The following is a 25862-nucleotide window of genomic DNA, read 5'->3' on the forward strand; positions in this document are numbered from 1 at the left end:
CGCGTATACATGCAGTGCATAGCGGGCCGCCCTCCTTCCCGGGGAGGTTCAGCGACGGCGCCCCGCACCCGTACGACCTGCACCGACGTACCCGGACCAGGACTCCGTACGGCATTCAACATCGCACGTACGCGCTCCCGTCGCCGCGCCGTCATCCCAGTAATCGAACATCTGACCCGCTGGGCATCACAGGCATCGGCGAGGAGCAGCAATGGGCCACGGCCATCACCACCCGCACGACCACGCACACGACCACACGCACCACGTCCAGGCCGAAACCGGCCCCTTGCCTCCGGCGCTCGACGCCGGCGTGCCGGACAGTGAGCTGTCGCCCAGCCAGTTGTCCCGCCGCTCGATGCTGCGCCGCACCGGTCTGCTCGGCGCGGGCCTGGCGGGAGCGGGCGTGCTGGGCGGGGCCGCCGCCGCGGCCGCGCGTCCGGGCGGTTCCGGCAACGCGTCCGGCCGGGGCAAGAGCGACGGCTTCCTCTGGCTGGCGGGCGACCACCACATCCACACGCAGTACAGCAGCGACGGCAAGTACCGCGTCGTCGACCAGGTGCGCCAGGGCACGGCGCACGGTCTCGACTGGATGGTCATCACCGACCACGGCAGCGCGGCGCACGCCAAGATCGGTGTGGAGAAGGTCAACCCGGACATCAAGGAAGCCCGCGAGACCTACAAGGACCAGCTCGTCTTCCAGGGCCTGGAGTGGAACATCCCGGGCGCCGAGCACGCCACGGTCTTCGTCCACCCGGGCCGCAACGAGGTGGAGGTGCTGAAGAAGTTCGAGACCGACTACGACGGCAGCCTGCACCCCAGTACCTCCAACGCCACGAACGAGGCACTGGCCGTCTCCGGGCTCCAGTTCCTCGCCGACCAGGTGCGCCGGCGCAAGGTCGACGACGCGGTGATGCTCGCCAACCACCCGGCCCGCAACGGCATCGACTCGCCCCACGAGATCCGCGGCTGGCGCGACGCCACCTCGGCCGGCCACCCCATCGCCATCGGTATGGAGGGCGCGCCCGGCCACCAGGCGGCGGGTCTGCCGAAGCCGGTCGGCAGCGGCGGCGGCCGCGGTTACTACGAGAACGCGCCCGGCGCGAACTCCTTCGCCGCGTATCCGCCGGAGAGCTACCGCACCTGGGGCGGTTTCGACTGGATGACCTCCACGGTCGGCGGTCTCTGGGACAGTCTGCTGGCCGAGGGCAAGCCGTGGTGGATCACCGCCAACTCGGACTCGCACAGCGTCTACGCCGAGCCGTCCGTGATCGGGCCCGACGACGACTTCAACGCCAACGGCAAGCACTCCGACCCCGTGTACGGAACGGGCCTCGACCTCGGGAAGGGCGACTACTGGCCGGGCCACTACAGCCGTACGCATGTCGGCGCGGACCGGTTCTCGTACGCGGCGGTCATGGACGGTATGCGGGCCGGCCGGATCTGGGTCGACCACGGCGGTCTGATCAGCGGTCTGGACGCCCGGGTCAAGGGCGGTGGGCGCTGGGCCACGCTCGGCGGCGCACTGCACGTCAAGCGCGGTACGGACGTCGAGCTGTCCATCGACATCGCGCTGGCCAACGGCACCAACTGGGCGCAGTTCGTGCCGAAGCTGGCCCGGGTCGATGTCATCCAGGGCCAGGTCACCGGCCACGTCCACGACAGGGACACCTTCACCGCGCCGACCGCCAGGGTCGCGAAGTCCTTCGAGGTCAACAAGTCGACGGGCACCGTGCGGCTCACGTACCGGCTCGGCCGGGTATCCGGACCGCTCTACGTCCGGCTGCGCGGCACGGACGGCAACCGCACCGCCGTGGGGCCGAACGGCGCGTCCGTCGACCCCGTGGGCCCGGCGATGGACGTGCTGGGCGACGCCGACCCGTGGAAGGACCTGTGGTTCTACTCGAACCCCATCTGGGTGCTCCCGTCCTGACCGTACCCCCGGGAACAATCGGCGGGGGTCCGCCGTTGGACCCAGTGAGGGTGTGGATGGAACTGAGTCCCCGGGCCCCATATGAGAATCGCCCATGGGGAAGATCGTTCGGCTGAAGCCCCATGGAGCCTATCGCCGCGAGGCGACCGCCATCCACGCTCTCCCTGATGACGACCCCGACCGGCGTCCCCCGTCCGGTCGGGGTCTTCTGTCGGTCCGGGCGCGAGAGCGGGGCGGAAGGGGACGGCGGCGGGGATGACGAGCGAGGACGAGGGGACGGAGCGGCCCGGTGGCTTCGAGGCCGCGACGGGCGACGGCCCGGTGTGCGGGACGACGCCCCGGGAGCGTACGGCCGAGGTCCGGGTCGCCTTCGAGGGACTGCTCCAGATCCGACGGCTGACACACACCGGGCCGGGGGACGCGGCGGCGGTTCCCGCCCCGTGGGAGCGGCGGCGGCCGGTGCGCGCCGTCGCGCTCGCGCTGGAGGCCGCCGGTCTCCCGGCGTCCGCGGTCGACGGCTCGGGACAGCGCGTCGCGACGGGATATCGCGTAGGCGCGGCTGATCCCCCGGCCGCCGCAAGGGCCGGGGGGACTCCCGCCGCCGTACGGGTGGAGTGGCTCGGCCCGCACGGCGGAGGGGCCGCCCAGGACGAGGAACGGGCCCTGACGGAGTGCGCCGCCGTACTGACGCGCCTGGGGTGGGAGGCCCTGCTCTACCGCGGGCCGCGGCGACGGCGCTTCCTGGAGGTGGAGCCGGCCTCCTGAGCCGCTTCCCGACCGCGCCCGCCCGGTGGAGGACGGGCGAGGACAGAAACGGGAACACCCCGCGCACCGTCATGTCGCTCCGGTGCCCGGGGTGTTCCCGTTGTTCCTCGGTCCGTCCCCGGGTCCGCCCGTGGGTCAGGACCCGGTCTGCCCGCTCAGGGGTAGCTGACGAGATTGGCCACGTTGGTGGCCGAGTTCGACGGGCCTCCCCTGTCGTTGATGACATGCCGGATGGTGCCCGTACCGCCCAGCGACACCGTCACCATGTTGCGGAAGCGGACATTGGCGTTGTTGGGCACTTCGAACGCGTGCTCCGCCGTCACACTGTTGTTGACGTTGAAGAAGCAGTAGCTGCCGAGGCCGTACGCCTGATGGCTGGTCACCGAGTCGGCCACCTTGTAGGCGGCGTATCCCTGGGTCGCGCCGTTCATCCAGGCCGCCTGGTTGGGCGGGTCGTACGGCATCTCGTTCTGGTAGAAGTACGTTCTGCCGCCGTTGCCGTTCCAGATCGTCTGATGCTTCTGGTAGTGCTCGACGAACAGGCCGTACATCGTGACGTCGGCGCCGTTCACGACCAGACCGGTGTCCGCCGTGTTGGTGTTCCAGCCGACCCCGCTGCCGTGATCCGCGCGCCAGATCCACATATGGTCGCCGATCACATTGCGGCTGTTGACGACCAGGCTGGTGGTCGCCTTGCCGACGCCCGCGCCGCCGATGCGGAAGAACACATCGTGCAGCGAGGTGGGGTTGGCGGCGTGGCTCGCGTTCGAGCCGTCGGCGCCGACCTCCATCAGCCGCTGGGAGTTGACCGTGCCCGCGTCGATGAGCACACCCGCCACCTTGACGCCGTCCACATCGGCGACCGACACCGCGGTGATGCCGTTGTCCGGGATGAGGGTGGCGAGGCCGAGGCCGAGGACGACGGTGTCGGGACGGGTGATCCTCAGCGTCTGGTTGAGGTGGTAGACGCCGGGGGTGACGAGCAGGTTCTTGCCCGCCGCCAGCGCGGCGTTCATGTCCGCGGCCGTCGCGCCGGGCTTGGCGATGTAGAACTGGTCCAGCGGGAGCGACGTACCCGCGGGAGCGCCGCCCGACCAGGTCGTGCCCTTCGAGTTGCTGCGCAGCGCGGGCACGAACACCTTGTAGGCGCCGGCCGAGTCGACGTACAGGAAGGGCTTCTCGCGCACCTGCGGCGTCTGGTCGACCGTGGTGTAGGGCGGGTTGGGGAAGCTGTTCGCGGGCGCGTTCTGGGCGCCGACGAACACCATGTTCCAGTTGGACCCCGTCCAGCTGCCCCATTCGGTGTTCCGGGACAGCCACTGCTGCTGCGAACCGGACCTGACCTGGCCGTCGACCTTCGAGTCGGCCATGAATCCGCCGCTGGCCCAGCCGCCGTCGTCCAGCGCGAGGTTGCCGCGGACATGCATCCGGCGGTACGGGGCGGCCTGCGAGACGGCCCAGCGGTCGGTGCCGGTGGTGGGGGTGACGGACAGGTTCTCGGCGCTGCGCCAGAAGTTCTGGGTCGCGTTCTGCGGCGGGAACCAGTCGGCCTCCACATGGACGGCGCCCCGGATATTGACGTCGTCCGGCGAGAGTCCGAGGCCGGCCACCTGCGTGTAGAAGCCGACGTTCACATCGGCGTCGTAGGTGCCCGGCTTGAACAGGAACGCCGCGCGCTGGGCGCCGAACTGATTGGTCTCCTGCTGCCGGAAGGTCGCGTTCACCCGGTTCTGGATCGAGGAGGCCGACATCGACGGATCGAAGACGACGACGTTGGGACCGAGATCCGGGGTGCCGGGGGGCGCCGGCGGATCAGCGGCCTGCACCCGGAAGGACTGGGCGGCGGATCCGTTGCAGGTGTACTGCTGGAGCTGGACGCTGTCGGCGGTCGAGGCGCTCGGTACGTCGAGGCACTTCCCGCTGTTGCGGTTGACGAAGTGGTAGGCGCCGTCGGCCTCCTCCACCGGCTGCCACTGCTGGTTGTTGCCTCCGCTGTACGTCCAGAGCTGGATCGTGGCGGCGTCGGCGGCCGAGACGTCGGTGACGTCCCAGACCTGGCTGTCGGCGTTGCGGTTGCCCGCCCTGACGTAGCCGGCGCCGGTCGCCGTCAGCGACCAGTTCTGCGCGAGGCTGCCGTTGCAGGCGTACTGCTGCACCGCGGTGCCGTTGCCGGTCGCCGCGGCGCGGGCGTCCACGCACTTGCCGTTGCCCTTGTTGCTGATCGTGGCCCAGCCGGTGGGCAGGGCCGCCGCCGCGGTGGTGCCCGCGGCGGCCTCCTGCTGGGGCAGACCGATCAGGGAGGCGCACAGGGCCACCACGGTCAGCAGCAGGGTGAGCGGGTGGAGCCGGCGGCGGGACTGCCCGCCGCCGTCGAGGTGTTGGTTCATGGAGGCTCCTCGCCCGGTCAGCCGGCGTACTGGGCGAAGACGCGGGTGAAGTCCCACGCCTGCTGGCTCACGCCGGAGCAGGTGTCGGCTCCGCCGCCGGTGCAGGGCCGGTCGCGGTTGACCGACCAGAAGGTCAGCCGGGCCAGATGGTGCTGCTGCGCGTAGGCGAGGATGGTGCGGAAGTCCGCGACGGTCACCGTCTCGTTGTTGTCGGTGATGCCGTTCATCGACGAGATGCCGATGCTGCGGTACGTCTGGTCATCGCTGTACCCGTACGCGTTCTTGACCGCGTTCTTGAGGCCCTCGGCGGCGCGGGTGGTGAGCGTGCCCATGTTCTGTCCGGCTCCGCCGAAGTTGAACGGCATGATCGTCCAGCTGTCGACGGTGAGCCCGGCGGCGGCCGCGCGGTTGATCAGGCTGGTGTCCGGACCGTTCTGGCCGGTCCCGAAGGTGACATAGACCTTGATGCCTGGGTTGTTGGCCTTGATGGTCTTGAGCGCGTCCACGGTCCGCTGCTGGACGGTGGGGCTGTCGTACGCGGCGGCCTCGATGTCGATGTCGATCGCCTTGAGGCCGTACGCGTTGATGACCTTCTGGTAGGCCGCGGCCAGTTCACCCGCGCTGGAGCAGGAGCTCTCCAGTTTGTTGCCGCTCCAGCCGCCGAAGGACGGGATGATGTCGCCGCCCGCGCCGCGCACGGTGTTGATGGTCTGCTGGTCCACTCCACCGGTCAGCGGGCGTCCGCCGTCCCACTGGGGGTTGCAGTAGCCGTTGCTGAGCACGAACGCCAGGGTGAACCACTTCACGCCGGTCGCGTTCATGACGGTGGTCGGGTTGGGCGGGCTGCCCCAGCCGTTGTAGATGTACGGTGCGACCGCCATGGGTCCGCCGGGGGCGGGGTTGCCGCCGCCGCCCGGGGGCGCGGTCCACTTCTGGTTGGCCGTTCCGGTGCAGGTCCAGATCTGGAGCCGGGTGCCGTTGGCGGAGCTGTTGCCCGTCACGTCCAGGCACTTGTCGGCCTGGGTGTTGACGATGTCGCGGGCCGCGGAGACGGACCACTTCTGGTTGGCGGATCCCGTGCAGGTCCACAGCTGGAGCTGCGCGCCGTTCGTGGTGCTGTTGTCCTTGACGTCGAGGCACTTGCCGAGGGCCCTGATCGAGCCGTCGGAGGCGACGTCCCACTGCTGGGCGGCCGAGCCGTTGCAGTCGTAGAGCTGTACGGCCGCGCCGTTGGCGGAGCTGCCGGACGCCACGTCCACGCACTTGCCGCCCAGGCCCGTGATCGTGCCGACGGCGGCGACCGCCGCGGTGGCGGGGGTGGGCGCGGTGACGAGCGACGCGCCGATCGCGAGGGGCAGCGCCGCCAGCAGGGCGAAGGATCTGAGGGGCGTGCGGAGGGTGCGTACCGTCGTCATGCGCGGTTCACCGTCCACTTCTGGTTCGCGGCGCCCGTGCAGGTCCAGATCTGGAGCCGGGTGCCGTTGGCGGAGCTGTTGCCGGCCACGTCGACGCATTTGTTGGCCTGGATGTTCACGATGTCGCGGGCGTCCGGGACGGCCCAGCGCTGATTGGGGCCGCCGGTGCAGTCCCACAGCTGGAGCTGCGCGCCGTCCGCCGTGCTGTTGTCCTTCACGTCCAGGCACTTGCCGAGCGCGCGGAGCGAGCCGTCGGAGGCGACGGTCCACTTCTGGGCGGCGGAGCCGTTGCAGTCGTAGAGCTGTACGGGCGTGCCGTTGGCGGAGCTGGCGGACGCCACGTCCATGCACTTGCCGCCGAGTCCGGTGATCGTGCCCCCGGTGCCGCCGGAGCCGCCGTCGATCGTGCTCACGCGCACGTAGTCGACGACGAGCTGGGACGGGAACGGCGTGCTGCCGTTGGGGTCGCCGGGCCAGTAGCCGCCGACCGCGAGGTTCAGGATGATGAAGAAGGGCTTGTTGAACACCCAGGAACGGCCGCCGAGATCCGCCGGGGTGCGTGTCTGGTAGACGTTGCCGTCGACGCTCCAGGTGATGGCGTTGGGCGACCAGTCGATGGCGAAGGTGTGGAAGGCGTCGGCGAACGCCTGGCCGTTCGGCAGGGTGTAGCCGGCGCCGATGCCGCCCGAGCCGGAGTAGCCGGGGCCGTGCAGGGTGCCATGGACCGTGCCGGGCTCGAAGCCGACGTTCTCCATGATGTCGATCTCACCGCTGTTGGGCCAGCCGACGTTGCCGATGTCGTTCCCGAGCATCCAGAACGCGGGCCACATGCCCTGGCCGCGCGGGACCTTCAGCCGGGCCTCGACCCGTCCGTAGGTCGAGGTGAACTTGCCGGACGTGTTGAGCCGGGCCGAGGTGTACTCGCACCGGCCGTACCAGCACTGGTAGTTGCCGGGGTTGTCCTTGCGCGCGGTGATGACCAGGTTGCCCTGGCCGTCGAGCGCGGCGTTGTTGTTGCCCGCCGTGTAGTACTGCCGTTCGTGGTTGTTGACGTTGTCGCCGGTCTCGATCTGCCACTTGCCGCCGTCGACGGCCGATCCCGCGGCGCCGTTGAAGTCGTCGGAGAACGTGACCGCCGCCGCCCCGACCCCGCCGGCCGACGGCTCGGGTGCGGGGGCCGCGGCGGCGGGGACCGCCGCCGCCAGGCTGGAACAGCAGAGAAGAGCGAGCGCGTAGAGCGCAATTCGGCGTCCCATGGGGATTCGCACAGGTCATCACATCACTTCGAGTGGGGGGTCATGCGCATGACATCGCACACGCCCGGGAGCTTCGGGGAGAGCCGCCTCGGGCGCTTATTTCAATACTTGATTTAAGGGAGGGTGCGAGGGGCCGTCAAGAAGCTGGTATGGACCAAAGTTGACCAGATTTACGTCCAGCGCCCATACATATGAACGCAGACCCGCCACAACCAGGCCGGATGACGCCGGGATGACGTCGGACAGTGAAGCCAAAACTTGACCTGCACATGACCGACACCGGGCGTTCACACGAGGACACATGCCCTGTGGAAGGCTCCCGCTGAACCGTTACTTCACGACCACGCGCCGCGCTGCCCCCCACCCTGTGGCCGTGCGCCGCGGTGGTCCCGCCGGAGAGGACAGCTCCCCCATGTCCCGTCGCCAACGTCCCACCCGACGCACGCTGTTGGCTCTCTGCGCCGCCACCGCGGTGCTCGCCACCACCGCGGCCGCCGCACCCGCCGTCGCCTCCCAGGAGAGCGCACCCGCCGCCGCGGCCACCGCCGCGCTCGACGACACGTACTACCAGGGCGCCATCGGCAAGACCGGCGCCGCGCTCAAGTCGTCGCTGCACTCGATCATCAAGAACCAGACGAAGATCACCTATGCCCAGGTCTGGACCGCGCTCAAGGCCACGGACCAGGACCCCAAGAACTCGTCGAACGTGATCGAGCTGTACACCGGCCGGTCCATCTCCAAGTCGAGCAACGGCGGCAACTCGGGCCAGTGGAACCGCGAACACGTCTGGGCCAAGTCCCACGGCGACTTCGGCGAGGCGACCGGCCCCGGCACCGATGTCCACCATCTGCGCCCGGAGGACGTCGGCGTCAACTCCATTCGCGGGAACAAGGACTTCGACAACGGCGGCAGCGCGGTCTCCGGCGCGCCCGGCAACTACACGGACTCCGACTCCTTCGAGCCGCGCGACGCGGTGAAGGGCGATGTCGCCCGGATGATCCTGTACATGGCCGTACGGTACGAGGGCGACGACTCCTGGCCCGACCTCGAACCCAACGAGCGGGTCAACAACGGATCGAGCCCCGCGATAGGGAAGCTGTCCGTACTCAAGCAGTGGAACGACGAGGACCCGCCGGACGCCTTCGAGCAGCGCCGCAACCAGGTCATATACGACCAGTTCCAGCACAACCGCAACCCGTTCATCGACCACCCGGAATGGGTGGAGTCCATCTGGTGATCGTGCGGGCCGTCCGGTGATCACGGCGCGGCCTGCCCGCGCCTGATCGCCCGCGGTGCCAGACTGTGCCGCGTTAACTCCAAGCGCCCCCAGCGGGGAATGCTGGCCGAGCCCCCGGGACACGCTTCGCCCGGGGGCTTCGGCTTGCCCTGGCGCGTACCCCGGTACGTGGCCCGGCGTCCGGCCCGCGACCGGTGCCGTTACCGGTTACCGGGCCGGCAGGCCGCGGTACCAGTCCAGCGTGGCGTCGATGGTCTCGGACAGCGGGGTGGGCCGGATATCGAACGTCCGCTCGAAGGCCGACGAGTCCATGATCTGCGCCTCGGTGTGCTGGTAGAACATCTCCTCGTACTCCCGCATGAAGACCTCGTCGAACGGCCCGACGGGGCGCGGCGCGTCGAGCACGAACGTCTTGAGCGCGCCGCCCACCCGCCGCTCGATCATCGCGTGGATCTCGCGGGTGGTGACGGCGGGCGCGGTGGGCAGATGCCAGACCCGCCCGTCACCCTCAGGCCGCTCGCCGAGCGTGGCCAGTCCCGTCGCCACGTCACCGATGTTCGTATAGCTGTGCGGCAGGTCGATGTCGCCCAGGGCGAGTACCTCACCACCCGTCAGCGCGGCCGGGAAGGTGGCCCCGCCCAGCGACGAGTTGAGCACGCCGGGACCGACGAAGTCGGCCGACCGGGCGAGCACCGCGCGAACCCGCCCGTCGCGGTGCGCGGCGAGATAGTCCTCGTCGAGCCGCGCCCGCATCCGGCCCTTGCGTGACGTCGCCCGCCAGGGCGTGTCCTCGGTCATGACCTCGCCGTGCGTCTCGCCGTACGGATAGAGGGTGTCCAGCACCACCAGGCGCGCGCCGGTGGCCTCCACCGCGCCCAGTACCGCCCGCTGGATCCGGGGCATCGCCTCGACCTGGAGGTGATAGGCGACGTTCACGCAGTGGTATACGACGGCGGCGCCGTCCACCGCGGCCAGAGCCCCTTCGGGAGTGGACACATCGGCGGCGAACCGCTCCACGCCTTCGAGGGGATCTCCCGCCCCCGCGCGGTCCACGAGTCGTACGGGACGGCCGCGGCGGGCGAGTTCGACGGCGAGGGTGGTGCCGGCGGGGCCCGCCCCCAGCACGGTGTGGAGGTCGCGGTCGGCAGCGGACATGACGAGTCCCTTTCGTTCGGAGTCCGAGGGGTGTTGTGAGCCCCCGTAGAGCTACTGTCGCTCACTTCTGTTATTGACCATAACTCTCGCGATGGTGAATCACAAGCGGCCCGTTCCGTACCCCGCCCTGAGGAGCTATGGCCTGTAATCTTCACGAGGCACCATCACGCACACAGGAGGACGTCATGGCCGACGCGGCACGGACCCCCCGGGCGCGCTACCGCGAACAGACCCGCGCGGAGATCAAGTCGGCGGCGCTCCAGCAGCTCGCCGAGGGCGGCGTGCAGGCCGTGGCGCTGACCCGGATCGCCAAGGAGATGGGCCTCTCGGGGCCCGCGCTGTACCGGTACTTCGCCGGCCGTGACGATCTGCTCAGCGCGCTGATCCGGGACGCCTACGACGAGGTGGCGCGGACCATGGAACGCGCGGCGGCCGGCGCGCCGCCCGGGAGCGCCCGCGCCACCCTGCATGTACTGGCCGGGACGTACCGCGACTGGGCCGTCGCCCAGCCGCACCGCTATCTGCTGATCCAGGGGACGCCGGTCCCCGGCTACGCGGCCCCGCCCGACACCCTGCTGCGCGCGCGGGCCGCGCTCGGCCCGTTCCTGAAGGTGTTCGCGGGCGCCGAACCCACCGACGCGGTTCGGCCGGTCGTCGCCGAGATGGACGCGTGGGCCGGGGACGACGGCACGGTGGGCGACTGGCTGACGGAGTACACCGGCACGGCCGCACCGGCGGCGGGAGCCGGCGCGGCGCTCGCCGGGACCGTGCTGGCCTGGTCCCAACTGCACGGCACGGTGAGCCTGGAGGTCTCCGGCCTGTACGGGGGGATGGGGCACCGGTCGAGCACCCTGCTGACGGCCCAGATGGACACGCTGGCCGACGCCTTCCGGCTGCCGTAGCCACCGGCGCACCGCCCGGAGGCCGCCACCGCACCCCGCCCGGGGCAGTTACTGGACAGGTGTCTATGATTCATGGACACCTGTCCAGCAGTGCCCGAACCCCAGGAGACCCGATCATGCAGACCGCCGCGAATGTCCTGGTCGGCCTGGTGGCCGCGTTCCACGTCTATGTGATGGTGCTGGAGATGTTCCTGTGGGAGCGCAAGCCCGGCCGTGAACTGTCCGGATTCGACGCCGACATGGCCCGCGCGACCGCGCCCCTCGCCGCCAACCAGGGTCTCTACAACGGCTTCCTGGCCGCGGGGCTGATATGGGGACTGATCGCCGCGGACCCGACGGGGCACCGCGTCCAGCTCTTCTTCCTCATCTGCGTGGTCGTGGCCGGTGTGTACGGCGGGGCCACCGCGAACAGGCGCATCCTGTTCGTGCAGGCGCTGCCGGGCGCGGTCACCCTGGCCGCGGTGCTGGCGGCGGGATGACCGGCGCACCGGCGGGACCGCCCGCGAGCGGGCCTACGGGCGATCCCCGTACGGCCAGGACCCGGGCCAGGCTCCGGCAGGCCCTGCTCGACGCCTGCGCGGAGCACCCGTTCGAGGAGGTCGGTGTCGCCGCCCTGGTGCGCCGCGCCGGGATGGGCAGGGCCACGTTCTATCTGCACTACCCCGACCTTCAGGCGCTGGCGGTCGACGCCTGCGCGGAGGTGGTCCGGGACGCCGTGGACGCCTTGCACGCCTGGCGCGGCACCCCCGATCCACGTGTCCCACCGCCCGCGCTGACCTCGTTCTTCACCGGCCTCACTCCGCATGCCGCGCTCTACCGGACGCTGCTGCGCCCGGGTGGGAGCGGCCCGCTCGGCGAACTGCTCCACCGTGAACTGCGGGAGCGCAGCCGCGTCGAGCGGACCCTGGCCGGGGCGCCCGCGCCCGAGCTGATCGCGTCGGCGGTGGCCGCCGCCTTCGCCGGGGTGCTGGCGGACTGGCTGCACGGGCTGATCGAGGACACGCCGGAGGACATCGCGGCACGCGTCTGGCGGCTGCTGGTGGCGCTGCACCGTATGCCGGTCGCCTGAGCGCCCCGGCGGAGGAGTACGGCGCGAGGCCGGTCCGGCCGGCGGTGCGTGACCACGGCGAGGGCGAGAACGGCGGTGCGTGCATGCGAGACGTACAGCCTGCGGCATATGCCAAAGGCACGATCGACCCGAGTGTTGCCAAACGCCTTACGTGCCCGGGGCGCCTGTGCGACAGTCGTCATGGTCCCCCCACCGACAGGCCGCGCCACCCCGTATCGGAGTACGAGATGCCGTCCCCTCTGTTCGCGGACCGCCCCGCGCCGCAACCCGCCGAGCCGGGGACGGTGGACGCGCTCATCACCCGGACCCGCCGGCTGCGCGGTGACGTGGACGCCGTACGCCGGGACACCGAGGTCGACGACGGCAACACGCTCTGGCGCTGGCAGCGGGCGCTCTGCGATCTGGCGGTACGTCAACTGGACCAGCTGGGATCCCACTTGGACCAGCTCAGGGCGGGCAGGCCGGAGACGGAAGGCGCGTCCGGCCGTCCGGCACAGGACGCTTCCCCGAACCAGGACTCCGCTCAGGACGGCCCCGGAACACGGCCCGGCCGGGTGGGCAGCGGGGAGTGGAACCTCCTGACCGACGAGGTCAGTTGGTCGGAGGAACTGTTCCGGATCCTCGGACGCGATCCGCGGAGCGGACCGCTGACACTCGACGAACTCCCGTCCCTGGTGCTCCCCGAGGACCAGGCGCTGCTCACCGTGATGGTGACGGACTGTCTGATCGACGGGAAGCCCATCGACGGCGAGTTCAGGATCGTCGGTGCCGACAGCGAGGTCCGTACGCTGCACATGATGGGCGAGCCCGTCCTCGACACCGACGGCTGCACCGCCTCCATGTGGGCCGTGATGCGCGACATCAGCGTGCTGCGCGACGGCGAGCGGTCCTTACGCGACTCCCGTGACTCCCTCCGGCGCGAGCACCATCTCGCGCAGACCGAACACCGGCTGGTGGCCGAGTTGCACGAGGCGGTGCTCCCCGCCTGGCACGGCTCCTCGTATCTGCCGAGCAGCGGGCCCGACGCGCTGGACCTGGCCGCCCGCAGGCTCCCCGCCACGGCGCACCCGGCGACCGGTGGTCACTGGTTCGACGCCCTCGAACTCCCCTCCGGGGAGTCGCTGTTGACCATCGGCGAGCTGACCGGACGCGGGGTGGCCGGGGCGTCCTCGATGGCCATGCTGCTGGGCGCGCTGCGCGGAATGGCCGTGGCGGGTATCGCGCCCGGAGCCCTGCTCGGCCATCTCAACCAGCTGCTGGAGTCCTCGGAACAGCCGGCGCTGGGCAGCGCGCTCTGCTCCCGCTACGCCCCGGAGACCCGGACCTTCTCCTGGGCGCAGGCGGGCCACCCCGCCCCGCTGCTGTTCCGCGACGGGACGGGGCGCGCGCTCACGCCGCCGGACGGCGTACTGCTCGGGGCGACCTCGGGGGCCGCGTACGAGCAGGCCGAAGTCCAGCTCCTGCCCGGGGATCTCCTGGTGCTGCACACCGACGGCGACGGGCCGACGCGCGAGCGCCTGATCGGACTGGCGCCCCGGGCGGCCGGGACCCGCTCCGCGCGGGAGTGGGCTCAGTTGATCGCCGAGGAGTGCGACAGCGCCGAACGCGCGGACGCCGCCTGTCTGATGGTCGTCAGGATCCCCGGCTGACAGACAAGTCCCGACTGACGGAGAAGTCCCGACTGACGGAGAATCCCCGGGCGACCCCGAGGAGCGACTCCCCGAAGGGCGGCTCCCCGAAGGGCGGCTCCCGGAAGCACGGCTCCCCCGAAAGCGGCTCCGTACAGCGGAGGGACGTCAGACATCCGCCTTCCCCGTCCGCTTCACCGGCCCCCTCGGCATGGCCAGCTTCAGTTCCTCGCGCAGATCGTCGATCTTCTCGGACCCCGCGTACTGGCCGGTGAGCCGGTACATCTCCCGCAGCCGGTCCCAGGTGCGGTGCGAGGAGGTCTCCCCCATCGACACCAGCGCCAGCCGCGCGTAGCGGTCGGCCTGTTCGGGATCGTCGGCGATGAAGCAGGCGGACGCCAGCGAGATGTAGTCGAAGATCTTGGAGCGCTGCCGGTCGTTGCCGCGCAGTTCCAGCGCGCGCTTGGCGTGCTGCTGCGCGGTGATCGCCGCCGCGGGCTCGTGGTCGGCGAGGGTACGGAAGGCCAGGGCCTCCATGCCGTGCAGATCGGCCTCGTCGAACATCTGCATCCAGCAGGGCGACGGGACATCCTGCTTGTCCGCGACGAAGAGTTCCTCCGCCTCGCCCAGGGTGCGGCGCATGGCCTTGCCGCGGCCCATGGACGCGTGCGCCCATGCCTCGATGGTGCGCAGCATGGCCCGGGTGCGGGGCAGCGCCTCCTCGCCCGAACCCGAATCCGCGAGCTTCATCAGATCGAGTGCCTCGTCGGGCCTGCCGAGGTGGACCATCTGACGAGCGGCCCTGGACAGGGCCTCGCCCGCGCGGGGCCGGTCGCCGCCCTCGCGCGCCGCGTGAGTGGCGATGACGAAGTACTTCTGGGCCGTGGGTTCGAGACCGATGTCGTGGGACATCCAGCCGGCGAGTACGGCGAGGTTGGCGGCGACGCCCCAGAGGCGCCGCTGGAGATGGTCGGGGTGACGGTAGGCGAGCATGCCGCCCACCTCGTTGAGCTGGCCCACCACGGCCTTGCGCTGGAGCCCGCCGCCCCGGGCGGCGTCCCAGGCGCGGAACACCTCGACGGATCGCTCCAGGGCCTCGATCTCCTGCGACCCGATGGGGGCGGCCTCGTAACGGTCGAACCCGGCGGGTTCCGCGTGCAGGGGATCGTCGATCCGGGGGGCGTCGGACGAGAGTGCGGGGTCGGAGTGCAGCCAGTCATGCATGGCGCTGGTGAGTGCTGAGCCTGCGGTGAGCGCGGCACCCGCGCCCACCAAGCCGCGACGGTTGAGCATGAGGTCCATTCCCGTGAATTCGGTGAGGACCGCAGCCGTCCGGTCGGGCGCCCAGGGGAGGGCGTCGGGGTTGTCCGCGTTCCCGGCGTCCCGTCGTTTCCCCGCGCGCCCGCTCCGTACGAACCCGAGGTCCTCGATGGTCACGACACGACCGAGCCGCTCGGTGAACAGGGCTACCAGCACTCTCGGCACGGGATCGCGCGGGGTCTCCCCCATGTCGATCCAACGCCTCACCCGCGAGGTGTCGGTGGCCAGCTGGGGGTGGCCCATGGCCGCCGCCTGCCGGTTCACCAGCCGTGCGAGTTCGCCCTTGGACCAGCCGGCCAGGCCGAACAGATCCGACAGACGGGTGTTGGGTTCTCCGCTCACGTCAAGCCCCCAGGTTCTCGGCTGAGTTGACAGTAACCGCCTGTCAGAGGCGTGGCGACTATTCGCCACGGTTCGCCAGGCTTCGCCAGCTCGTGTGCCAGGGGGTCGACGGTGTCAGGTAGGAACGCGCCATCCCGGCCCGGCAGCCGGACGTACTCCCCAGGGTGCCCCATGGCTGCCGGGCGGGAGGCGCGAGTAATTCGTCGGCACACGAAGGGATCTGTATCGCCCATGTACACAGCATCGTCCTCCGTGTCCGCTCCGCCCCGGTCGCAGCGTACGGTCGCCCCCGGCGGCGGGCCGTATCTCGACCCCACGCATGCGGGGCGGCCGCGGCTCAGGGCGGGGACGGTCACCCAACCGCTCAGCGGGAGAATCGACTTGTCCGGCCCCCAGGGCGCGCAGCTGCGCATGGCGATCACGGCGGTGCACCGGGTCTGCCCGGAGTTCAACCCGGTGCAGGTACTGCGGCGCAGCGGGCGCTCCGTTCTGCTCGTCGGCACCACGGGGCGCGCCAACGCGGTCGCCAAGTGCCTGCTGGACCACTCCCCCGTCTGGACCGAACGGTTCAGGCACGAAATAGCTGCTTATCGCTCCTTCGTCCGGCACCGGCCGCCGGTACGGGTCCCCCGGCTGATCGCCGCGGACCCGGAGAACTGCGCGCTGGTGATCGAGCGGATGCCGGGGCGGGCCGCCGCGCTGACGCGCCATCCGGTGGAGGCGCCGCCGCGCGCCGATCTGCGGGCCGCGCTCGGCGCGATCACCAGGCTGAACACCTGGCGGCCCCCGGCCGGCCTGTTCGACAAGCCGCTCGACTACGCGTCGCGGATCGCCCGTTACCACGAGCTGGGGCTGTTCACCGACCGGGACCTGGGCGATCTGCAGAAGCTGCTGCACGGTCTGGCCGGCGCCAGACAGGGCATGGAGTTCTGTCACGGCGACGCCCTGCTCTCCAATGTCCTGCTGTCCCCGGCCGGTCCTGTGCTCGTCGACTGGGAGCACGCGGGCTGGTATCTGCCGGGCTACGACCTGGCGACGCTCTGGGCGGTGCTCGGGGATGCCCCGCTGGCGCGCCGCCGGATCAGTCAGCTCGCGCAGGCCAGTGGACCGGTGGCGCGGGACGCGTTCCTGGTCAATCTGATGCTCGTACTGACCCGGGAGATCCGGATGTACGAGACGGCGGTGCAGCGCGCGCTGCGTGAGACGCCGTCATCCGGTACCGGGCCGTCCGCCCACCCGTCGCCGTCCGTGCACCAGAGCGGGCTGACGCCGGCCGAGGAGCAGCGGCTGCTGCTGCGGCGGTTGCACGACGACTGCGCGATGGCGCGGCGGGCCGTGCGCGCGGCGGTGGGGACCCGCTGATCCGGCCGGCCGGCCGCACCGGGCGAGAACGAACAGTGCCGCACGCCCCGCGCGGACCACGGGGCGCGCGGCGCGTCCGGCGTATCTCCGGGCCGGCCCCGGTACCGCGCGACTCCCGGGCCTATCCGGCCTCCCCGGGCGGCTTCGGGCCGCTCCCAGGGGCGCATGTCTGATCATTGGTCCATTCCACTGACGCGCCGCAGGCCCGGACCCCACCGCCGCGAAACTCCGTGACACCCACGCTGACGTGCGAAATCCCCTCCATGCCTGATGATTGACGGATCCTCCGGAAGCCGATACCCCTGTAGTCCAGTCGGCCCGGCAGGCCCCTTCGCGCATCACCCGTCACTGGAGGCTGCATTGCAAGGTTCCGTCCCCCCACGACCGAGATTCCCGCGTGGTCGCGCGCTGCGAGCGGGGGGTGTCGTGGCGTCCGCCGCGCTGCTGCTGCCCCTGGTCTCCGCCACTCCGTCCGTCACCGCGGAACAGCCGGGATCCGGCGCGTTGCAGCGTGAGTTCGCGGCCGCCGCCGCGCGGTACCAGGTGCCGCAGAGCGTGCTGCTCGGTGTCTCGTATCTCCAGTCCCGCTGGGACACGCACAGCGGCGCCCCGAGCGTCACCGGCGGCTACGGCCCGATGCATCTGACCGACGCCAGGACCGCGCTCGCCGACGCGCCGCACCACTCGGAGGGTACGGAGGACCCGCGCGGGGACACCTCGCGCGCGGCGAAGACCGTCACCGGGGCCGCGCTGCCGAAGACCTCCGAACTGCCCGCCCGGCTGCGCACCCTGGACCGCGCCGCCGAGCTGACCGGGCTGCCCGCCAAGGAGCTGCGGCGCAGCCCCGCGGCCAATGTCCGGGGTGGCGCGGCGCTGCTGGCCGCGGCCCAGCGGGAGCTGGGACAGCCGCTGAGCGGCGATCCGGCCGACTGGTACGGAGCGGTGGCCCGGTTCTCCGGGGCGGACGACTCCGCGACGGCCGCGACCTACGCCGATGACGTGTACGACGTGATCAGGAACGGCGAGCACCGTACGACGGACAGCGGCCAGCGAGTGGCGCTGCGCGCGGCCCCCCGGGTCTCCCCCGACACCGCGCAGACCGCGCGGCTCGGTCTGCGGAAGGCCGACGCGGGACGGGCCGAGTGTCCCGGTACGGTCGCCTGCGAGTGGATCCCGGCGCCGTACGCGGAGTTCGGCGAGGGCGACTACGGGAACCACGACAAGGCGGACCGGCCGAGGTCCCAGTCGGTCGACTACATCGTCATTCATGACACCGAGGGCTCCTGGGACACCACCATCAAGCTGATCCAGGACCCGAAGTATGTGTCGTGGAACTACACGTTGCGCTCGTCCGACGGGCATGTCGCCCAGCATGTGGCGACCAAGGATGTCGCCTGGCACGCCGGCAACTGGTACATCAACTCCAAGTCGGTGGGTCTGGAGCACGAGGGCTTCCTCACCGCGCCGGACGCCTGGTACACGGAGGCGATGTACCGCACCTCGGCGCGGCTGGTCGGGTACCTGGCGAAGAAGTACGACATCCCGCTGGACCGTCAGCACATCCTGGGCCATGACAATGTGCCCGGCACGACCACCTCGACGATCCCCGGAATGCACACCGACCCCGGCCCCTACTGGGACTGGGCGCACTACTTCCAGCTGCTCGGAAAGCCGTTCAGGGCGACCGCGGGGCCGGCGGCGTCCGTGGTCACGATCCGTCCGGACTACGCGGCCAACCAGCCGTCCTACACCGGCTGCGAGAAGGCGGGCCAGGCCTGCGCCCCGCACGGCTCGGGCGCCGTACGGCTGCACACCGCCCCGGCCGCGGACGCGCCGCTCGTGAAGGACATCGGGCTGCGGCCCGGCGGCGAGGACTCCACGACCGACGTCAACGACCTGGGCGCCCGCGCCTCGACCGGCCAGCAGTACGCGGTCGCCGGCCGCCAGGGCGACTGGACGGCGATCTGGTATCTCGGCCAGAAGGCGTGGTTCCACAACCCGCGTACGAAGCCGGTCGCCGTGGGCGCCACGGCGCAGGTGCTGACGCCGAAGGCCGGGCTGGCGGAGATCCCGGTGTACGGAAGGGCCTATCCGGAGGCCGGGGCCTACCCCGAGGGGGTTCCGGTCCAGACGGTCTCGGCGTTCCCCTACAAGCTGCTCGCCGGCCAGCGCTATGTGGTGGGCGCCCAGGCACCGAGTGAGTACTTCTTCGCGCCGACCTTCGACACCGCCGGACACCGGGTGGTGCGGGGCGAGGACACGTACTACGAGATCCAGTTCGGGCACCGGGTCGCCTATGTGAAGGCGGCCGACGTGGAGGTACGCCCGGCACGCTGATACCGAACCGGCAGGGGGATGCCGGGCGTCGCCGGCCGCGGGGGAGCCGGTGACGCCCGGCCTCTGTCTGTCCGGGTACGTGGTCGGTCCGGGGAGGTGATCCGTCCGGCTGCGTACGGCGGTGTGGTGGCACGGCGGTGTGGTGCCGGGGAGTCGGAGTCAGTAGCGCAGGACGGCGGCGATCCGGTCGTGGACGGCGAGCGCGTCGTCCGGGAGGAAGACCACCTCGGCGCCGCCGTCCAGGGCCGTTTCGACGAGTTCGTCGACGATGTCCTCGCGTACGTCGGGGCCCGTGGCGGACTCGTCGTCGACCGGGATCAGATGCCCGTCGCTGACGCGGACCGTACGGCGGTAGTGCTCTTCGAGCGCGACCAGCTCGGCCCGCTTCTCGCGTACGGACTCCCAGACCTCGTCGAGTCCTGCGGCGAAGGTGCGCCTGCCCTTGGCGTCGTCCAGCCGGGTCAGTACCTCGGCCTTCTCCCGGCGCGCGTACTCCTCGACCACGGGCCGGAGTTCCTTCAGCAGGACGGGGGCGGGGCCGTCCGTCAGACCGCCCTTGACCAGCCGTCCGACGGCCGTACGGGTGGCGCTGCCCGTCTCCTCCAGCAGGGCGAGCGCGGGGGCGAGGCCGACCAGATAAAGCGGCCGGGGGCGGCGCGCCAGCACCGCGCCCATGGTCTCGTCGACGGACCGCAGGAAACGGCGGGTCTCCTCGTCGGTGAAGGTGCTCGGGGTGTCACCGATCCGTTCCTCGCGTTCGACGTCCCAGGTGTCCTCGGGAGGCGTCAGGGGAAATCCGTCCTCGCGGTGCTCGCGCAGGGACTCCCCGGACCCGCTCCAGAGCGTCGCGCGGTCGGCGGCGATCGCCAGCACCCAGAACGGCCGTGACTGCGCGGTGGCCGCCACGAGGTTGCGGGTCAGATAGGTGTCGGAGAGGACGACGCGCTCGGGCACCTCGCGCGGCAGGTACCAGACCCGGAACTCCCCGGCGTCGGCGAGCAGCAGCAGCCCGTCGAGCAGATGGCGCAGATCGACCTCGGCGACGGCCTTGTCGAGCCGGCCTCTGACGGCGGCGCGGGTCCGCTTGTCCAGACCGGGTTCGGCCTCCAGCCGGCGTCCCGCCTCGGCCAGCAGATTGCGCAGCCGTACCGCGTCCTGCTCGTGGTGGGGTTCGCGGCGGTGCGTGGGCATCGTCAGGGACACGGCCGGATAGGTGCGTGGCGCACGCAGTTCCCGCAGGACGTCGGGGTTCAGACCATTGCTGTCCATGCTGTCCCTTCGCTCGATGAAGGTCCGGCGGCGGGCGGACAGGCGCGCCGGCCCCCACTCGTGCATCCATCTTGCGCGATTCCGCCCGGTTCCGCAGGAGGGGCGGTCCGCCCGGCCGGGAGGGCCCCACCGGCCGTACGGCCGGTGGGGCCCCGGTCCGAGACCGTCCGAGACCTACGGGGTGAACTCGTACGTCTGTCCCGCGGTCGCCCGGAAGGTCCGTTCACCGCCGGGCAGCAGGGTGCTGCGCAGGGTCAGGTCCGTCGTACGGCTCGCGCGCAGCGTGATCCGGCTCGCCCTGCCGCCGCTCCAGCTGATGTCGAGCGTGACGCCGCCGCGCGCCCGCAGTCCCGTCACCCGGCCGTCCGGCCAGGAGCCCGGCAGGGCGGGCAGGATCTCGATCGGGCCGTGCTGGCTCTGGACCAGCATCTCGGCGACCCCCGAGGTGGCGCCGAAGTTACCGTCGATCTGGAAGGGCGGGTGGGTGTCCCAGAGATTGGGCAGGGTGGAGCTCTTGAGCTGCTCCGAGAGCATCTTGTGGGCGTGGTCGCCGTCGCGCAGCCGCGCCCAGAAGTTGATCTTCCATGCCTTGCTCCAGCCGGTCCCGCCGTCGCCGCGCGCGGTCAGCGAGACCTTGGCCGCCTCGGCCCACGTACTGCCCGCGACAATCTGCCGGCCCGGGTGGAGAGCGAAGAGATGCGAGACATGGCGGTGGTCGTCGGTCCGGCCGTCGACATCGGTCTTCCACTCCTGGAGCTGACCCCAGGAGCCGACACGGAGCCCGGGGTCGAGGTCGCGGAGTGCGGTCTCCAGCCGGGTACGAAAGCCGGGCGCGTCCCCCAGGGTCCTGGCGGCCTCCAGGGTGTTGGTGAACAGGTCGTACACGATCTGCTGGGACATCGCCGCCCCCGCCGTGAAGTCCCCGTGCTCCGGTGAGTAGCTGGGTGTGACGACGAGCTTCCCGTCGCGCGGGTCGGTGCGGAGATTGACGAGCCAGAACTCCGCGGCCTCCTTCATCACCGGGTAGGCGGTGGAGCGCAGATAGTCGGTGGAGCCGTTGAACCGGTAGTGGTCGTAGAGCTGCTGGGTGAGCCAGGCCGCGGCCTCCGGGAACCAGAACGAGGTGGCCCAGTCGTGCACGCCCGTGAAGCCGAACGGGTTGGTCTCGTTCTGTACGACCCAGCCGGCCGAGCCGAAGATCTCCCGCGCGCTCACGCGGCCGGGCGCGCGCATCGCCTCGACATAGCGGTCGTAGGGAGCCGTGGTCTCGGCGAGGTTGGTGACCTCGGCGAGCCAGTAGTTCATCTGGAGGTTGATGTTGACGTGATAGTCCGCCGACCAGGGCGGGTTGGTGACGTTGTTCCATACGCCCTGGAGGTTCGCGGGCAGGGAGCCGGCCCGCGAGGAGGCGATCAGCAGGTAGCGGCCGTACTGGAAGAACAGCGCTTCGAGCGCCCGGTCGGCGGCGCTGCCGCCCCCCGTGTACTGCGCCAGCAGCTGGTTGGTGGGCAGGTCGGGGAGTTGCTGGCCGATGGCGAGGGAGACCCGGCCGAAGAGCGCGCCGTGGTCGTTCACATGGGCGGTGCGCAGGGCGTCGTACGAGCGGCGGGCGGCCGTGTCGACCGCGCCGGTGACCGCGCCGTGCGGGTCGGCGCCCCGGTAGCGCGGATAGGTGTCGGCGTAGTCGGTACCGGCGGCGAGGACGAACCAGGCGCTGTTGGCACCGGTGACGGTGAGGGTGCCGTTCGCCCCGGCGGTGACCCGGCCGCCGTCGGTCCGTACCCGGATCTGGGTCTCGAACCGCATTCCGTTGTCCTGGAGCGCGCCCTTGACGGTGAGCCGGTCACCGCTCGCCGTGGCGGTGAAGTCGGTGCGCGGCGAGGTGTACCGGAGGGTGAAGCCGATCTTTCCCGGCTGGTTGGCGGAGAACCGGCCGACGATGACCTTGCCGGGGTAGGAGGCGAAGAACTCCCGTGTGTACGCGACGCCTTGGTGGGTGTACGTGACGGCGGCGAGCGCGGACGCGAGATCGAGGGTGCGGCGGTAGGAGCCGTCGGGGGCCGACGGGGCGCCCGGTACGGCCAGCTCCAGATCGCCGAGCACCTGGTACGCGCCGAAGCCGTGCTTCGGCTGGCCGAGTTCGGCGGCGACGGCTTCCGGCGTGAGCTTGCCCTCGGTGTCCAGGCGCCGCTGTACGGAGGCGAGGACTCCGGGCCGGGGCTGGGTCCAGTTGCCGTGGTCGTATCCGGCGGCACCGGGGCCGCCGGTCCACAGGGTCTTCTCATTGAGGGTGAGGCGCTCGGTGGCGAGGGTGCCGAACACGCTCGCGCCGAGCGCGCCGCTGCCGATGGGCAGCGACTCGCGCTCCCAGTCGGCGGCGGGTGTGTGGTACCTGAGCGTCAATTCATCGGAGGGGTTAACGGCGGCTGCGGATCCGGACATTGCCGGAATACCCAGCGTCAGCGCGCCCGTTACCCCGAGCGCGGACTTGATCGTGGTTCTGCGGCTCATCCCAGGGGTCATGGCAGGCACGGTAAAAGTCCGATGACTGAAAGGGCAAGGGACATGACAAATTCGCTCCCGGGCGGTGCGATCACGGCCGGTTCCGACCCGTGATCCACACCGCGCGGGAGCGATCGGCTCCTGGCCCGGCTCCGCTCCGCCCCTGGCTCAGCCCTGCTGGAACAGCTCCGCGGGCAGCGGCTTCAGCAGCGCGTAGAGATCGTCCGTGATGGGCCGGTCCCAGCTGGCGATGGTGACCAGCACATCGTCGCTGCGGTCGAACTGCACGCAGGAGATCCGGCTTTCCGAGAGCTTGAGCCGGCGCACGATCAGGAGGTTGTCCCCCTGCATCACCGGAATGTCCTCGGCCCCGGTCACCTCGACCGGCTCCTCGTTCTCCAGCGCCAGCAGCAGCTGCGCCACCTCGAACGGGATCTGCCCGTCGGCCAGCTCGCGGGCGGGCGACCCCGCGGGCAGATTGCCGATGATCATCGCGGGGCCACGGCCACCGAACAGGTCGTACCGGAGGAAGACACCCTGGCAGCTGCCATCGGGCGCGGGCAGCAGCCCCGCCCCCAGATTGCCGGGCCAGTCACCCGGGTCCATGGCCAGGACATCGAAGTCCGGGCCCGCGGGTGTGGCGGCGCTGCGGCGGCGGAGAAAGGACATCCCACCATGGTACGGGGTCGTACCACTCCACCGGAGCCGGCCGCCCACGCTCTGTCAGCCGGGACGCGCTCCGCCGGCGGCGCCGCCCGCGCCGGCTCCGCTCCGTCAGGTGAGGTCGAACTCCCCGTCGCGCGCGTTGATCACGAAGGCCCGCCACTCGGCCGGGCTGAAGATCAGCGACGGGCTCTCCGGCCGGCCGCTGTTGCGCATGGCGATGAACCCCTCGACGAAGGCGATCTGGACGTCGCCGGTGCCCCGGCTGCTCGACTGCCAGTCCGCGTTGCTCAGATCGAGTTCCGGCTTGTCCCAGCCCGAAAGCGGCTTATGGGTGGTGGTGCTCTCAGCCACGTCCTGCTCCTCCCACTGCGTCGTCCCGGGGCCACCCTATCGACCGGCGCCGGTCCCGGACAGGCCGCGCCGCAGGGTCCGTGCGGGACGGGTCATGGCCGGCGGACGGAGCCGAGGGCGCGGCGCGGTGCCGTTATATGCGGTGTGTCCAGCGGCAGTTCGGCGCCCGCCGGGACCGCCGGGGCGGGCAGCACACCGCCGGGGTACGGCGCGGCGCGCACCGCCCCGGTACGGCGCGGCGCGCTGCCCGGCCGCCCGCGCGACCGTCTCCACGACCTGCCGCTCACGAACGGGATCGTTGCCGGGGATGCCGGGGGGCGGGCCTGGCGGGCGGGCCTGGCGGGCGGGCCTGGCGGGCGGGCCTGGGGGCGGGGAATCACCGCGCGGGCCGTGTCGCGGCTCTTGACGCTCACCGGCACTCCTGAATTACTGATCCCGGGACGATCAACCGAATGATCGGTCGATCGGACCGCACTGTCCGAGGGACCGGGAGAGCGCCCATGACATCTCTGCTGGACGCGGCGGAACAGCTCAGCCGCGACGAGCTGGCCGTGCTGCAACTGGAGCGGCTGCGCGCCACACTGCGGCACGCCTACGAGAACGTCGGCCACTACCGGCTGGCCTTCGACCGGGCCGGGCTGCGTCCCGAGGACTGCCGCTCGCTCGCCGATCTGGCGCGCTTCCCGTTCACCGTCAAGGCCGATCTGCGGGACAACTATCCGTTCGGGATGTTCGCCGTGGACCAGTCGGAGGTGCGGCGCGTCCACGCCTCCAGCGGCACCACGGGCCGGCCGACCGTCGTCGGATACACCCAGCGGGATCTGGACACCTGGGCCGATGTGGTGGCCCGCTCGATCCGGGCGGCGGGTGGCCGCCCCGGGCACAAGGTCCATGTGGCCTACGGCTACGGCCTCTTCACCGGCGGACTCGGCGCGCACTACGGCGCCGAGCGGCTCGGCTGCACGGTGATCCCGGCGTCCGGGGGCATGACCGCCCGGCAGGTCCAGCTGATCCAGGACTTCCGCCCCGAGATCATCATGGTGACGCCGTCGTACATGCTGACGCTGCTCGACGAGTTCGAGCGCCAGGGTGTGGACCCTCGTACGACCTCCCTCCAGGTGGGCATCTTCGGCGCGGAGCCCTGGACGGAGGAGATGCGGCGCGAGATCGAGGAGCGGTTCGCGATCGACGCCGTCGACATCTACGGGCTGTCGGAGGTGATGGGCCCGGGGGTCGCCCAGGAGTGCGTGGAGACGAAGGACGGCCTGCACATCTGGGAGGACCACTTCTATCCGGAAGTGGTCGATCCGTTCACCGGGGAGGTGCTGCCGGACGGCGCGGAGGGCGAGTTGGTCTTCACCTCGCTCACCAAGGAGGCGATGCCGGTGATCCGCTACCGGACCCGGGATCTCACCCGGCTGCTGCCCGGTACGGCCCGGGTCTTCCGCCGGATGGAGAAGATCACGGGCCGGTCCGACGACATGGTGATCCTGCGCGGGGTGAACCTCTTCCCCACCCAGATCGAGGAGATCGTGCTGCGTACGCCGGGGGTGGCCCCGCACTTCCAGCTCCGGCTGACCCGCGAGGGCCGGATGGACGCGCTGACGGTACGGGCCGAGGCCCGTGCGGACGCGACCTCCGCGCAGCGCGCGGACGCGGTGCGGGCGATCGCCACGGCGGTCAAGGACGGGGTGGGGGTCTCGGTGGCGGTGGAGGTCGTCGATCCGGAGACGCTGGAACGTTCGGTGGGCAAGATCAAGCGGATCGTGGACCTCCGGCCCCACTGAGCCCGGGGTCCCGGACCCCGGCCGGTCCCGCCCTCGGGTCCCGGGCGCCGGTCCTGCCCTCCGGTCCTGCCCTCCGGTCCTGCCCTCCGGTCCTGCCCTCCGGTCCTGCCCTCCGGTCCTGCCCTCCGGGGCCCGGCCACCCGGCCCGGCCACCGGGCCCGACGCCCGGTCCCCGGCGTCCG

At 71.1% G+C, this 25862-nt stretch carries 20 protein-coding genes; 10 read left to right on the top strand and 10 right to left on the bottom strand.

Annotated elements, in window-relative coordinates:
• The first annotated feature begins 211 nt into the window (after positions 1-211).
• Complete coding sequence (locus ACIOGX_RS02945) at positions 212-1930, top strand: PHP domain-containing protein (RefSeq protein WP_356509621.1); 1719 nt, start codon at positions 212-214, stop codon at positions 1928-1930.
• 255 nt (positions 1931-2185) lie between these two features.
• Complete coding sequence (locus tag ACIOGX_RS02950; RefSeq protein WP_356509619.1) at positions 2186-2695, top strand: hypothetical protein; 510 nt, start codon at positions 2186-2188, stop codon at positions 2693-2695.
• A gap of 155 nt (positions 2696-2850) precedes the next feature.
• Here the strand turns inward: ACIOGX_RS02950 and ACIOGX_RS02955 are convergent, their stop codons facing one another.
• Genes ACIOGX_RS02955 through ACIOGX_RS02965 form a run of 3 tightly spaced genes read right to left on the bottom strand, consistent with a single transcriptional unit; the run spans position 2851 to position 7753 of the window.
• A complete protein-coding gene (locus ACIOGX_RS02955; protein ID WP_401909745.1) occupies positions 2851-5082 on the bottom strand; it encodes an RICIN domain-containing protein in 2232 nt (743 codons plus the stop codon).
• A 17-nt stretch (positions 5083-5099) separates the two neighbouring features.
• A complete protein-coding gene (locus tag ACIOGX_RS02960; RefSeq protein ID WP_401909748.1) occupies positions 5100-6497 on the bottom strand; it encodes a ricin-type beta-trefoil lectin domain protein in 1398 nt (465 codons plus the stop codon).
• Complete coding sequence (locus tag ACIOGX_RS02965; RefSeq protein WP_356509613.1) at positions 6494-7753, bottom strand: ricin-type beta-trefoil lectin domain protein; 1260 nt, start codon at positions 7751-7753, stop codon at positions 6494-6496. Before ACIOGX_RS02965 ends, ACIOGX_RS02960 begins: the two co-directional genes overlap by 4 nt.
• 412 nt (positions 7754-8165) lie before the next feature.
• On the opposite strand from ACIOGX_RS02965, the gene ACIOGX_RS02970 reads away from it, so the two are divergent.
• Complete coding sequence (locus ACIOGX_RS02970; protein ID WP_356509611.1) at positions 8166-8990, top strand: endonuclease; 825 nt, start codon at positions 8166-8168, stop codon at positions 8988-8990.
• Positions 8991-9197: 207 nt separating this feature from the next.
• On the opposite strand, the gene ACIOGX_RS02975 is transcribed toward ACIOGX_RS02970, so the two are convergent.
• Positions 9198-10145: an NAD-dependent epimerase/dehydratase family protein gene (locus tag ACIOGX_RS02975; protein WP_401909752.1), complete on the bottom strand. Its 948-nt coding sequence runs from the start codon at positions 10143-10145 to the stop codon at positions 9198-9200.
• Positions 10146-10330: 185 nt separating this feature from the next.
• Here ACIOGX_RS02975 and ACIOGX_RS02980 point away from each other — a divergent pair, with 185 nt between their 5' ends.
• The 4 genes from ACIOGX_RS02980 to ACIOGX_RS02995 all read left to right on the top strand — a co-directional run bounded on the left by ACIOGX_RS02980 (position 10331) and on the right by ACIOGX_RS02995 (position 13765).
• Entirely contained in the window at positions 10331-11047 is a 717-nt protein-coding gene (locus ACIOGX_RS02980) for a TetR/AcrR family transcriptional regulator (protein ID WP_401909755.1), read from the top strand.
• Between the two features lie 116 nt (positions 11048-11163).
• Positions 11164-11526, top strand: coding sequence for a DUF1304 domain-containing protein (locus ACIOGX_RS02985; protein ID WP_401909758.1), 363 nt, complete (start codon positions 11164-11166; stop codon positions 11524-11526).
• Positions 11523-12116 carry a TetR/AcrR family transcriptional regulator gene (locus ACIOGX_RS02990; protein WP_401759298.1) on the top strand — a complete coding sequence of 198 codons (594 nt, stop codon included), beginning with the start codon at positions 11523-11525 and terminating at the stop codon, positions 12114-12116. The genes ACIOGX_RS02985 and ACIOGX_RS02990 overlap by 4 nt, the downstream gene beginning before the upstream one ends.
• Before the next feature lie 227 nt (positions 12117-12343).
• Positions 12344-13765, top strand: a complete 1422-nt coding sequence (locus ACIOGX_RS02995; protein ID WP_401909761.1) for a PP2C family protein-serine/threonine phosphatase — start codon at positions 12344-12346, stop codon at positions 13763-13765.
• A gap of 147 nt (positions 13766-13912) precedes the next feature.
• Here ACIOGX_RS02995 and ACIOGX_RS03000 read toward each other — a convergent pair whose 3' ends face one another.
• Positions 13913-15406, bottom strand: a complete 1494-nt coding sequence (locus ACIOGX_RS03000; RefSeq protein ID WP_356509599.1) for a hypothetical protein — start codon at positions 15404-15406, stop codon at positions 13913-13915.
• A 231-nt stretch (positions 15407-15637) separates the two neighbouring features.
• Here ACIOGX_RS03000 and ACIOGX_RS03005 point away from each other — a divergent pair, with 231 nt between their 5' ends.
• Together ACIOGX_RS03005 and ACIOGX_RS03010 are read left to right on the top strand one after the other, a co-directional pair.
• Complete coding sequence (locus tag ACIOGX_RS03005; protein ID WP_356509597.1) at positions 15638-16768, top strand: aminoglycoside phosphotransferase family protein; 1131 nt, start codon at positions 15638-15640, stop codon at positions 16766-16768.
• Between the two features lie 360 nt (positions 16769-17128).
• On the top strand, positions 17129-19105 hold the full coding sequence (locus ACIOGX_RS03010; RefSeq protein WP_401909765.1) for an N-acetylmuramoyl-L-alanine amidase: 1977 nt from the start codon (positions 17129-17131) through the stop codon (positions 19103-19105).
• A 159-nt stretch (positions 19106-19264) separates the two neighbouring features.
• Here the strand turns inward: ACIOGX_RS03010 and ACIOGX_RS03015 are convergent, their stop codons facing one another.
• From ACIOGX_RS03015 to ACIOGX_RS03035, 5 genes are all read right to left on the bottom strand, one after another.
• Positions 19265-20374: a chemotaxis protein gene (locus ACIOGX_RS03015; RefSeq protein WP_356509593.1), complete on the bottom strand. Its 1110-nt coding sequence runs from the start codon at positions 20372-20374 to the stop codon at positions 19265-19267.
• A gap of 174 nt (positions 20375-20548) precedes the next feature.
• The gene (locus tag ACIOGX_RS03020) at positions 20549-22816 is read right to left on the bottom strand and encodes a glycosyl hydrolase family 95 catalytic domain-containing protein (protein ID WP_401910513.1); all 2268 of its coding nucleotides are present in this window, start codon (positions 22814-22816) and stop codon (positions 20549-20551) included.
• Between the two features lie 228 nt (positions 22817-23044).
• Positions 23045-23545, bottom strand: a complete 501-nt coding sequence (locus tag ACIOGX_RS03025; RefSeq protein ID WP_030353882.1) for a hypothetical protein — start codon at positions 23543-23545, stop codon at positions 23045-23047.
• Between the two features lie 105 nt (positions 23546-23650).
• Positions 23651-23893, bottom strand: a complete 243-nt coding sequence (locus tag ACIOGX_RS03030; protein WP_129767557.1) for a DUF397 domain-containing protein — start codon at positions 23891-23893, stop codon at positions 23651-23653.
• A gap of 92 nt (positions 23894-23985) precedes the next feature.
• Positions 23986-24180, bottom strand: coding sequence for a hypothetical protein (locus ACIOGX_RS03035; RefSeq protein ID WP_401909770.1), 195 nt, complete (start codon positions 24178-24180; stop codon positions 23986-23988).
• A gap of 213 nt (positions 24181-24393) precedes the next feature.
• Between ACIOGX_RS03035 and paaK the strand changes: the two genes are divergently transcribed.
• A complete protein-coding gene (gene paaK / locus ACIOGX_RS03040) occupies positions 24394-25680 on the top strand; it encodes a phenylacetate--CoA ligase PaaK (protein ID WP_356509589.1) in 1287 nt (428 codons plus the stop codon).
• Positions 25681-25862: the final 182 nt, after the last annotated feature.

Origin of the sequence: Streptomyces sp. NPDC088147, from assembly GCF_044741565.1 — a bacterium.
GTDB lineage: Bacteria > Actinomycetota > Actinomycetes > Streptomycetales > Streptomycetaceae > Streptomyces.